General features: G+C 49.6%; 10 protein-coding genes. All 10 read right to left on the bottom strand.

All coding sequences use genetic code 11. From position 1 onward, the window contains the following. Positions 1–24 precede the first annotated feature (24 nt). Positions 25–1,026: a LacI family DNA-binding transcriptional regulator gene (locus VF260_05795; GenBank protein HEX7056695.1), complete on the bottom strand. Its 1,002-nt coding sequence runs from the start codon at positions 1,024–1,026 to the stop codon at positions 25–27. Positions 1,027–1,504: 478 nt separating this feature from the next. Further along, positions 1,505–2,512, bottom strand: coding sequence for a LacI family DNA-binding transcriptional regulator (locus VF260_05790; GenBank protein HEX7056694.1), 1,008 nt, complete (start codon positions 2,510–2,512; stop codon positions 1,505–1,507). A gap of 109 nt (positions 2,513–2,621) precedes the next feature. After that, positions 2,622–3,446, bottom strand: coding sequence for a 5-deoxy-glucuronate isomerase (gene iolB / locus VF260_05785; GenBank protein ID HEX7056693.1), 825 nt, complete (start codon positions 3,444–3,446; stop codon positions 2,622–2,624). 13 nt (positions 3,447–3,459) lie between these two features. Further along, a complete protein-coding gene (gene iolG / locus VF260_05780) occupies positions 3,460–4,488 on the bottom strand; it encodes an inositol 2-dehydrogenase (GenBank protein HEX7056692.1) in 1,029 nt (342 codons plus the stop codon). A gap of 2 nt (positions 4,489–4,490) precedes the next feature. Next, positions 4,491–5,363, bottom strand: coding sequence for a class II fructose-1,6-bisphosphate aldolase (gene fba / locus VF260_05775; protein HEX7056691.1), 873 nt, complete (start codon positions 5,361–5,363; stop codon positions 4,491–4,493). A gap of 33 nt (positions 5,364–5,396) precedes the next feature. Continuing rightward, entirely contained in the window at positions 5,397–6,842 is a 1,446-nt protein-coding gene (locus VF260_05770) for a CoA-acylating methylmalonate-semialdehyde dehydrogenase (GenBank protein HEX7056690.1), read from the bottom strand. 16 nt (positions 6,843–6,858) lie between these two features. Beyond that, positions 6,859–7,881, bottom strand: coding sequence for a 5-dehydro-2-deoxygluconokinase (gene iolC / locus VF260_05765; GenBank protein HEX7056689.1), 1,023 nt, complete (start codon positions 7,879–7,881; stop codon positions 6,859–6,861). Further along, positions 7,874–8,779, bottom strand: coding sequence for a myo-inosose-2 dehydratase (iolE, locus tag VF260_05760; protein ID HEX7056688.1), 906 nt, complete (start codon positions 8,777–8,779; stop codon positions 7,874–7,876). Before iolE ends, iolC begins: the two co-directional genes overlap by 8 nt. 27 nt (positions 8,780–8,806) lie before the next feature. Next, entirely contained in the window at positions 8,807–10,672 is a 1,866-nt protein-coding gene (gene iolD, locus VF260_05755) for a 3D-(3,5/4)-trihydroxycyclohexane-1,2-dione acylhydrolase (decyclizing) (GenBank protein ID HEX7056687.1), read from the bottom strand. Positions 10,673–10,806: 134 nt separating this feature from the next. Beyond that, entirely contained in the window at positions 10,807–12,168 is a 1,362-nt protein-coding gene (locus VF260_05750; protein HEX7056686.1) for a hypothetical protein, read from the bottom strand. Positions 12,169–12,260 lie beyond the last annotated feature (92 nt).

Here is a 12,260-nt window from a genome sequence, read left to right as displayed (position 1 = left end):
TTTCCAGCAAAATGCTTTTGGAATCTAAATTTGCTTGCAAGACTTGCGAACGATCAAATCAGCTTTGATCAAGTCGGATTGCGGAGATTGATCTTTGTTTGAAATCATTTGCAAGAGGAGCTGCGCCGCTCTTTTGCCCATTTCGTCGCGCGGCTGCCCCATTGTTGTCAGTTGCACCCAATGCAGATCAGCGTATTCCAAATTGTCAAAACCGATTACGGACATTTTGTCCGGCACCGGAATATTGTGAATGGCCAGCCACTCAAGCGCTCCGATGCCCAGCAGATCGTTTGCCGCAAATACTGCCGTCAAATTCGGATTTTTCTCGTACAGTCTGCCCATCGCTTCCCGCCCTTGTTCAATCGTACGACCGCCATGAACGATACTGTTTGGCCCGGAAAAAATCCCATGTTTCCGCATCGTGTCCGTATATCCCCGCAACCGTTCATTTCCGGTGAACGAGGTCTCAGGCATACCGATAAAACCGATTTCTTTATGGCCTAAACCGATCAGGTAGTTAACCGCCACAGTGGCCGCTTCGTAGTGATCGACATCGACAAAAGGAAACGACAAACCGGCAGGCGATCTTCTGCGCAGCAAAACGACGGGCATTTCAATTTCAGACAAGATTTTCTTAAATTCATCGTCGAAAAAATCCGGGGTAATGATCAACCCGTCAAATTGCCTTTCAATCGCTTTTGTGACAAACAGTTTTTCTTTGTTGGGATTGCGGTTTGTGTTTCCATATACGACCTGATAGCCGCTTTCCGATAACTTTTCTTCAACAGCATTGGCCAAGTCGGAGAAAAACGGGTCGGATATTTCTGGAATCATCAATCCGATCGTATACGTCTTTTTCTGAATCAACCCTTTAGCTACCGCATTGGGCCGATAATTAAAATGTTTTATCGCCTCCATTACTTGTAATTTGGTCTCTTCACTCACATCGGGGTGATTATTCATCGCTCGCGAAACGGTCGAAACCGAAATACCTACATATTTGGCGATATCTTTTATGTTTGCCACCCCGCCACCTCCGTCTAAACATTTTACTGCAAACGTTTCCGGTAACGTTTGCAGTAATAATATCACAAATTGTTATCGCTTACAATACGGTTTGTCAAATTTTTTTGTAAAATCAAACAACTACCGGTTAAAGGCGAATAGCCGCGGTGGCGTCCGTTAGCGGTGTGCGGGTGGGTTGTGCAGGAAAGCGATTCATCCGTTAGCGCAGGGCGGGGAGGATTGGGCAGGGGAACGCTTGCGCTGTGCAGGGCAGGGAGAATTGTTCAGGGGGGGCGCTCGAGATACACAGGGGGAGCCAACATGTTGGCGTTGAGCGGGAAGGCGATCCCCCATTTGCTTACTCATATGCTTTTTGCAGGGCATCAGCCGCCGGATCCCGTCGTTATTTGTCTGTCGGCTACGGGGCAGCATGGTCATTGCCGCGGACCGGGATTTCACCGGCTGGTTGATGCCCTGCTTGACTGGTATTGTAATGAGCTCATCCCTTATATGCCGAAGTCGATTGCCGTACAATCAACTCCGGCCGCAAAACGATACGCTGCTTGATGGACTCGGTATTTTCCAAATCCTGAATCAGCAAATTGAAAGCCAGTTTCGCCATATGTTCCATTGGTTGGGCTACCGTAGTTAACGGCGGATCGGTAACCGATGCGAGTATGGTATTGTCAAATCCGATGATGGATATATCTTCCGGCACACGCAACCCCTTTTCCTTGATCGCTTGCAGCGCTCCTATCGCCAATAAGTCGTTACAGCAGAATACGGCCGTCGGATGTTTCTTATTGCTTAGAAGTTCCAGCATGCCTCGTCTACCGTCTTCGATTTTATGGTCACATTCGACAACACAGGAATCATCGAATGCCACTCCGCCTTCCAAAAGCGCTGTTTTAAACCCTCTTATCCGTTCGCGGCTGCTGCTAACTTTTAAATTTTCCGATAAAACCGCCAAGTTGCGATGCCCGTGTGTGAGAAAATGTTGCGCCGCCAGTGTTCCCCCGACAAAATCGTCCGTTACCACTGTGTGGACGGAAAGCGAAGAGACTTCGCGGGCGATCATGGCAATGGGTATCGATTTGTTCTGGAGTTGGATAAGCGTATCGATATTCTCGATACCGGTTCCGATAATGATACAATCGACGCTTTTTTGCAACAATAACGAGATATAGCGTTCGACCCGTTCTTCTTCATTGTCGGTGCTGCAGATGATGACGCTGTAACCTGAGTGGTGAGCCTGGTCTTCGATCGCTCGCGCAATCTCCGCAAAAAACGGGTTTGATATATCCGGTATCAGCAACCCCAGGGAAAAAGTTTTCTTGCCGGTTAAAGCGGACGCAATCATACTGGGTTGGTATTGCAGCCGCTCCATAATTTTAAAGATCTGTTCGCGCCTTTTTTTGCTGATTTTGCCTTTGCCATTTATCGCATTTGACACGGTTGCAATCGAAACCCCGGCTTCTTTTGCGACATCATAAATGGTAGCTTTCACGAATAGACCTCCGATAATGAATAAAATCGAATAACGCAAGAGTGGATGAACGTTTATCATCCGCTGCTTTTCATTATGCTTAATTTCAATATCTCCTGCAATAACATGATCAGTTGGTATCGGTATCAGGCTTTGCCAAAATCCATTCATGGTCGGCGTCATTGTGAAATTTCCAGGTGCGCACCGGACCCGCCATCACATTCAGATAATAAACATCGTATCCGGGCGGAGCGGACACCGGATGATAACCGCGCGGAACCAAAACGGCTTCGCCGTTTTTCACGACAAGCGTTTCATTCAACGTTCGGTCATCGGTATAAACGCGTTGCAGCGCAAAACCATGTTCAGGTTGTATCCGGTAGTAATATGTTTCTTCCAAAAAAGACTCGTCCGGCAGCGCATCGCGGTCATGTTTGTGCGGCGGATAGCTGGACCAATGCCCATTCGGGGTGAAAACCTCAACTACAAGCAGACTGTCTGCAGGCTTCGTCTCCGGCAAAATATGATGAATTTGCCGTTCGATACTGCCATATCCCCTTGTTTCAACGTCGACATGATCCGGTGGAATTAAACGCGCCTGATGGTTTCCATATCCGGGTGCAGAACAAATTGCCACTTCCAAATCGGTGAGCGCCTGGATATTGTAAAAATCGCCATTCGGTACATAAACCGAATACGGCGGCGTTTTTGCAAATACGCTCATCCTGTTCCCAATGCCGGACCATGAAGCAAATTTTGAAGCGATATTCGCTTTGCCGCCAAGCAACACGAGACATACTTCCCGTTCGCCAGTGTCCCGGCGCAATGTTTGGCCTGCAGCAAGTCTAACAACCTCGAAGCCCACGTATTTCCAACCGGCGGATTCCGGAGTAATCGAAAGCAGTTGCCCGCTTTTATCCGGGTTTTGTTCCGGTGCAACAATTAAATTAGGCAAGTCTCTACACCTCTCATGATTTATTTAGTTCATAAATTTCCTTGATTTTCACAGGACGGTTCAGGCGGTAGGACAGCTTTGCCGCCAGCGCAATCCGCTCTGCCTGCAATGCGTCATCTCCGGTAACCGGCAGCGGTCTTCCGTGCAACAGGCTATCGATAAAAAGTCTGGTTTCCTCAACATAGGCTTCCCGATACCGTTCCAAAAAGAAATGAAGCGGTTTTTCCGAAACAATTCCGTCGGCTGAACTGATTACCGCCGTATTCGGATGATCGTTGGCGATCTGAACAGACCCCTTCGAGCCAAAGACTTCCACACGTTGGTCATAGCCGTAGACAGCTTTCCGGCTGTTGTCGATAACTCCCAACGCGCCGTTTTGAAAACGCATATTGACAATTGCCGTGTCCACATCGCCGTATTTGGCAAATACCTGATCCACGAGAATATTGCCTTGCGCATATACTTCCTCAACTTCACTGCCGCACAGATAGCGTGCCATGTCAAAATCGTGAATCATCATGTCCATGAAGATGCCGCCGGAAACTTTGATATAGTCCTCATGCGGCGGATTGGGATCGCGCGAAGTTATTTTGATGATATGCGGATCGCCGATTGTCCCTTCCCGCACATGGTCGCGGACACGCTTAAAATTGTGATCGAAACGGCGGTTAAAGCCAATTTGCAACCCAATCCCCGCCTGGCGAACCGCTTCAATCGCTTCCTCCGTTTGCAATATATCCATGCTGACCGGTTTTTCGCAAAAAATATGTTTTCCCGCTTGTGCGGCCTGCTTGATCAAAGGGACATGCGTATTGGTTGAAGAACAAATAAATACCGCGTTGATATCCGGATTCCGAATCACATCATCGCTATTTTGGGTAACATTTCCGATGCCTTTTGCCGACGCCCATGCCGCAAGTTCCGCGTTTGCATACAAGTCGCTGATTGCCGCAATTTCAACCTGCGGCAGCCGCAATAAATTCTCAATGTGAATTTTGCCGATTCTGCCTGCGCCAATAAAACCGACTTTGATTTTCTCCATGGTTAGTTCCCCTCCGCTTTTCCAACGCTACCGAATAGCCGGATTTTTAATCTGACCGAATGTTTGATTGCTTCTTTCGCCGGTTTCAAGTAATCCCGCGGATCGTATGCTGCGGAATTCTCCTCCAAATGGGTTCTGATGGCGGCTGTAAAAGCCATTTGATTATCCGTATTGACATTAATTTTTGCCGTCCCGAGCGAAATCGCCGTGAGGATTTCTTCTTCCGGCAGACCGCTTCCCCCATGCAGCACAAGCGGCAATTTGGTCATACGCTGAATTTGGCCCATCCGCTCAAAACCAAGCTTTGGCTGCCCGCGATACGGGCCATGGACGGATCCGAGCGCCGGAGCCAGACAATCGATTCCGGTCTCTCTGACAAGGCGGACGCACTCTTCGGGATCGGCATACATAGCCTCCACTTCATCGACCACAATGTCGTCCTCCCGGCCGGTTATGCGCCCAAGCTCAGCCTCGACCGTAGCGCCCAGCACATGGGCGGCTGCCGTTATTTTCGCGGTTAACGCAATATTGTCATCCAAAGAAAGACGGGAAGCGTCAATCATAACGGAAGTGAAGCCGGCAAACAACGCGCGCAGGCACACTTCATATGACGTGCCATGGTCCAAATGCAAGGCGACGGGAACTGTGATATTTTCGTATTCGATCAGCGCTTTCACCATTCCCGCGATATTTTTAAGCCCTCCCATATAAGGAATATATGGTTCGCTGACACCAAGAATGACGGGCGCTTGCTCCGCTTCAGCCGCTTGCAGAATCGCTTGGGTAAACTCCAGATTGTTCAAATTAAACTGTCCTACGGCGTAACCGCCTTCGAGAGCTTTTTTAAGCATATCTTCCATTGAAACAAGTGCCATGCAGTCATCCTCCTTCCATTTGCCGTGTTGCCATCACCAACGGACGGTTACCATTTTTTTGCGGGTGTAAAACTCCACACCGTCCGCGCCATTCACGTGCAAGTCTCCGTAAAACGATTTTTTCCAACCCGAGAACGGGAAAAACGACATCGGCGCAGGTACGCCCAGATTGATCCCGAGCATGCCGGCGTCAATCGTTTCGCGAAACTGTCGCATAGGCGCGCCGCTTTTTGTAAACAGGCAAGCGCCATTCGCGAATTCCGAGCGATTGGCAACTTCAATCGCCTCATCAAGCGTGTTGACGCGCACGATTGACAGGACGGGAGCAAAAATCTCGTCTTCCCAGATTTTCATGCCACATTGGACTTGATCGAACAGCGTGGGCCCGACAAAATATCCTTTTTCGCTGGTCGCCGCGTCTTTGCGCCCGTCGCGCAACAGAAACGCGCCTTCTTTTTCGCCGATTTCAATATATTTAAAGGCCCGTTCTTTTTGCGAACTGCGGATTACCGGACCAAGAAAGTTGCCTTCTTCCAACCCATGCCCGATCGTAATCCGATCCGCAGCCGCATGCAATTTCTGCACCAGCGCGTCGCCGATTTCACCCACGGCGACGACGACCGAACAAGCCATGCAACGTTCGCCGGCAGAACCGAAAGCCGCGTTGATAATTTCCCTTGCCGCCAGATCAAGATCGGCATCCGGCATTACAATCGTATGGTTCTTCGCTCCGGCCAGCGCCTGCACGCGTTTTCCATGTGCGGACGCGGTTTTATACACATATTCCGCAACCGGCTGCGACCCGACAAACGATACGGCCGTAATCCCGGGATGTTCCAATATCCGGTTTACGACATCGTGTGCACCGTGCACGATATTGAGCACGCCGGCAGGCAAGCCCGCTTCATGGAACAATTCGGCCAGACGGTTTGCCAAAAGCGGAGTCCGTTCCGACGGTTTCAGCACAAACGTGTTTCCACAAGCAATGGCCAGCGGAAACATCCAGCATGGCACCATCATGGGAAAATTAAACGGTGTGATTCCGCCAACGACGCCTACAGGGTAGCGGTACATGCCCGATTCCAGATTTGTGGCGATATCCGGAAGCTGTTTGCCCATCATCAAGGTCGGCGCGCCGGCCGCGAATTCTACGCATTCTATGCCGCGCAGCACTTCACCGTATGCTTCCTTATAGTTTTTTCCGTTTTCTTTCGTGACCATCTTGGCAAGCTCATCCCAATGTTCGACGAGCAATTGCTGGTACCTGAACAAAATGCGGGCCCGACGCGGTACCGGCGTGCGGCTCCAGGTCTGAAAAGCATTCCTCGCGCTTTCCACAGCTGCATCCACATCTTCTTTCGTGGAAAAAGGCACATATGCGAGCACTTCTTCCGTAGCCGGATCATATACCGGCTCGTTTTGGGCAGAGCGGGAGTTTGTCCACACTCCGCCAATCCAGTTTTGCAAAATTTGTGCCATCGTGTTAAATCCCCTTTCAAACTGTAATTTCGCCGCGGTTGCAGCGTTCGATATAGTCGTTCACCAAAGCGGCGGTTGGCATCGCATCGGAACAGCTATGGCTGGAAATGACGATGCACGCCGCCGCGCTGCCAAATTCCATGCTGCGCTCTACCGGCCATCCTTGCATCAAGCCGTATAAAAACCCCGCCGCGTACGAATCGCCGGCGCCGAACGTTTTGACGACTTTTGCCGGAAAGCTTTTGGCCCGGTGCCCGACCCCATCGCTGGTGTAGGCAATGGAGCCCTCTTTGCCGTGTTTGATCACAACAATTTTGGCGGAATATTGAAACCACTTGCCTGCCGTTATGTGGTCGTCGCTATCAGGGTTTTGCTCAAACTTCTCCATCATGTCAAATTCTTCACGCGTGCCAAGCAATATATCGCATTTTTCCGCGGCCAAATTATAGTAAACAGCCGTTTCTTCCGAAGATGTCCAGGTATACGGGCGGTAGTCCAGATCTAAAACGATTACGGCGCCGTGTTTCCTGGCATAATGAAGCGCCAAAAACACCGCCTCGCGCGACGGGCTTTGCGCGAGCGCCGTACCGGAAACAAGCAGGACTTTCGATTTCGCGATCAGATCTTCACTTACTTCGCCAGGCTGTAGTTTCAAATCGGCAACATTGTCGCGATACATCAGAATGCTGCAGTCCGAGGGGCTTTTGATTTCCGTGAAGGCCAGGCCTGTTACCGCGCCGGTTCGGTCCGTTATGACGTTTTCGGTTATAATCCCGTTCTTTTCCAAATAGCGTTTGATAAAACGCCCCATTTGATCATCCGCGATTTTGCCGATAAAAGCCGTTTTCATCCCGAAACGGGACATGCCAATTGTGATGTTTGCCGGCGATCCGCCAACATATTTCGTAAAAGTTGTCGTTTCTTCCATCGGGCGGTTGATTTCGTTCGCGTTTAAGTCAATGCATAATCTGCCGATAGCGGTAAAATCCAAAGCCTTTCCGGTCGGAAAAGTAATATAGGAAGCCACGGATTTATTCACCTTCCTTGGTTGAAATTTCTTCGAGATACTGTATAGCCCGTTTTGCATATCGGAATGGCGGATGAAGCGCGGGGTCTTGTTCGCCCTCCAGCATTGCCCAACCATTATACCCTCTCCGCACAAGCTCGCTTATGATCGGGGCAAAATCAAGATCACCATCGCCCGGTACGGTGAAAACGCCGTCGCGGATGCAGGTGATAAAATCGGCATGCCGGGCGCGTGCTCTTTCCAATACTGACTTGCGGATATCCTTTAGATGGATATATGCGATGCGATCATAATATTTCTCAAGTATTGTGTATGGGTCCGCTCCGCCGTAATAAGCATGACCGGTATCAAAAAGCAGGTATACGAGGTTGGGATCAGTTAATTCCATTAAGCGGTCAATCTCTTCCGGTCGCTCGACAACGGTCCCGCCGTGGTGATGATAGGTTAATTTAAGCCCGTACTCTTTAGCAATCGCGCCGGCGGCGTTAAGGCCTTCCGCCAAGCATTTCCATCCCGCATCGTCCAGTCTGATTACTTCCTTTTCATGCGGGGTTCGGCGCGGATCAAAATGCAACGAACCGCCGATTTCGCAAGTGCTGATGACTTCCGCGCCCATCTTTTGCAAAAATTCCGCATGTTTCCGGTATGCCTGCAACTCTTTTTCCCGAAACGCGGGATCGGAAAGCAATACCGATTTCCATTGGGAAACAAGCTTTAAGCCGCGTTTTGCCAATTCCCGTTTCAGCACGTCAATATCAGTCGGGAATTTGCGCCCCATTTCAGTGCCTGCCAACCCTAACGCCTGCATATCATCCACAATCTTTGCAAAAGGCGTATCGGAACCGTGTTCTTTCACATCTTCGCCAACCCAGTTAATCGGATGCGCGCCAAGCTTAAACGGCAATTTCATCTTGTTTATGTCCCTCCTATCAAGCCTTTAATATGATTTTGCCGCTTGCATCTGCCGCTGCATTGCATCGTGCGCCGCCAATACTTTTTCGCTTGCGGAAACTTCCGGAACGCCTACGCGCCACCACGATTCATAGCCGGCCGTATTCGTGCCGGGCACAACCGCGATCTCGATCAAAGTGGTGATTTTTTCCGCTTTCGCTTTCATGATGGCGTCGCGCAGTTCCTCAGCCGTGCGGGCCTTGTATGCCTTCGCTCCAAGGCTTTGGGCGTGCGCGGCAAAATCAATCGGCAGATACTCCCCGGATAGGTGCCCCGTTGCCGCATCCCGGAAGCGAAATTCGTTGCCGAACCCATCGCTGCCATGTTCTTTTTGCAAGTTATGAATACATTGATAGCCGTGGTTATTAAAAAGCAAAACAGTGATTTTTCTGCCTTCTTGCAAGCTTGTCAGCAATTCGGAATGCAGCATCAAGTAGCTTCCATCTCCGACAAATGCATATATTTCCCGCTCAGGCTCCGCATACGTAATGCCAAATGCCCCGCTCACTTCGTAACCCATGCACGAAAAACCGTACTCCATATGATATGTTTTTGGCGCCTGCGCCCTCCATAACCTGTGCAAATCGCCGGGAAGGCTTCCAGCCGCATTTACGATCACAGCGGCGGGGTCAATGGTTTGATTGATAACGCCGACTGCGCGGGTTTGGGCCAGCCCTTCCGGACAATCCCATTCATATAGACGGTCGACCTCTTGATCCCACTCTTTTTTGAGGTCGGCTATTTCATTTTCGGCATAGCCGCTATGGTAACGGGCCGCCAACAATGCTTCCCGCAAAGCGTTCAATCCAGTTTTGGCATCGGCGATAATGGCCGCGCCCTCCATTTTTTCCGAGTCCAGGCTGTTAATGTTCAAGTTGACGAACTGTACATGCGGATTTGCAAATGCCGACTTGGAAGAGGTTGTAAAGTCCGAATAGCGCGTACCGACGCCAATAATCAAATCAGCATCTCTTGCGAGCTTATTTGCCGGGAGCGTTCCCGTTACGCCAATGCCGCCGACATTTAACGGATGGTTCCAGGGCAATGAGCTTTTGCCCGCTTGCGTTTCGGCAACCGGTATATGAAACGCTTCCGCGAATTTTGCCAACTCGCCTGTTGCTGAAGAGTAATGCACGCCGCCACCGGAGATAATGAGCGGCCTTTTTTTGCCGGCAAATAATGCTGCCGCCCTTTTAATTGCATCAGGGGATGGAGAGCGGCGATCCATATAATGGATACGCTTGGCGAAAAAATCCGCCGGATAATCATACGCTTCCGCTTGGACATCCTGTGGCAAAGCTAAAGTGACGGCGCCCATTTCCGCGGGGTCCGTTAGCACCCGCATCGCTTGCAATGCCGCTGTCATTAATTGTTCTGGACGCGAAATACGGTCCCAATATTTGCTTACCGCTTTAAAGGCGTCATTTGCCGACACCGTATAATCGCTGCCAATTTCCATTTGCTGCAGCACCGGGTCCGGTTGTCTGGTTGCGAAAATATCTCCGGGGAGAATTAATACCGGAATTCGATTCACGGTTGCCGTTGCGGCAGCGGTTACCATATTAAGAGCTCCGGGACCTATGGACGATGTGCAGGCAAAAATTTGCGTGCGGTTATTTTGTTTGGCGAAAGCGGTTGCGGCATGCACCATGCCTTGCTCATTTTTGCCTTGTATAAATACCAAATTGCTTCCGCCGCGTTCCAGCGCTTCGCCAATTCCCGTCACATTGCCGTGTCCGAATATGCCCATTATTCCTTTAACGAATTTAATCTCGACACCATCGATCGAGACATATTGTTGGTCCAAAAATTTCAGAAGTGCCTGAGCCATCGTCAACCGAATTTTCTCCATAATTACCTCCGGCAATGAATAAAAATTAAATGCAGGTTAAGCGCTTATCCCAATTTTACTTTGTTCTACCCATAAAAACAATACTTTATTAAAACAATCTCAACTGGTTTTCGTTTATGATTTTTATTTCCGGCCTAGCGTACAGCCTGAATCGTCGCAGTGATTTGTGCATCGCCATTCACCGCGTTCGTCCAGGTAACCGTGTCGCCTACAGCGGGCGCGGAGTTGAACGTCCCCATGAGCTCATCCCCGCTGGTGCTGTCAGAGTCGTATATTTCGATATTCATGGGAGAGTTTGGCGGCTCGGCGACATATCGATCATTATACAATGAACTGTACTGCCCTCCGAAAGTGGCATCGGCGGAACCCCAGGATACGTTGTATACCACATTTTCTGCCGCGTCATTTTTCTTCCACAGTCTGTCGTCACTAACAAATGAGCCGTTTGCCCGGAACTTGACGAAAATATCGCTGCCGTTTCCAAACGGATCGCGGTCGTTCAGACTTGCCACGGAAGAAATTTGCAATCGGTGTGTATAATAAGAGTTTTTTACATAAACATGCGAGAAATTTCCCAGTCCATTCAAATGTGTATCGACCAAATGTGCAGGATCGGCGCCAAAATCTCCTTTAAACGTTGGTCCGTCGGTTGAATCGTCCCATGCCCAAGGAAGTTTGGCTGAATCAGCTTCATAATTGTCGCCGTCCAGCGCACCCCATGCCCCAAAAGTATGGCCATCGCCGATATCGTTTCTGCGGTTCCAAAACTCATCGATCGATTTCAGATCATATCGGTAAACGTGGGTATAATCCCCGGTGGCGTCTGTGACCACATCGGCGACACCTCCATACTGATACACGATGCCATCTCCGCCTGGCGCGCTGCTGCCATCATAGCCCAGATTTCCGTGTCCGCCGGTGGGACTAAGGCCGTTGGCCTGAATAAATACTTTTGGATGGGTTCCCCTCATCAGCACTCCGCCGTCAACATTGTCCGAACCCGATGAGATCGACGGATCATTGGTGTATTGATAATATTCGTTGTGTGACAGGGTCTCCAACAATTGAAAGGAACCGTAAGCGCTGCCATCCTTGCGGACTACAACCATACAGCCTTCCATATCGTTCTCGTGTTTATCCACTGACAAAGGTCCGTCGTCACGGGCATGGTAATCAGTATAAACGATGAAATAGTGGGTCTCAGTCTCTACAACAGAATAATAAATATACGAATGAAGCGCATAACTATCAAGGTTATCCCAGTTGTTGTTGCCCCTCCAATCCCCATCATAATCGAAGTTCGTGATGAAATCGGCCCGATAACCGTATGTGTCGTTGACATCCTGATAAAAATCGGGGGCCCAATAAGCTGCCAATTCGGCATCTGTCGCAGCCTGTACGGTTTTTGGCGAAAAAGAAAAATAAGACAAAATAATGAAAAGGCAAAAAACACTCAACAAAACTGGTTTTGCAAATCTGCTCAATTCATTCACCATACGCAACTCTCCTTTGATAATTAGATCAGGAAAGAATAAGCGCTTAACCTAAAACTAAACTAGCATCAAACCATTCGTTTGTCAATTATTCA

This window comes from Bacilli bacterium (assembly GCA_036381315.1).
Taxonomy (GTDB): Bacteria; Bacillota; Bacilli; order Paenibacillales; family KCTC-25726; genus DASVDB01.
The sequence above is the reverse complement of the archived record's forward strand: the minus strand, read 5'-3'. Positions and strand labels throughout refer to the sequence as shown.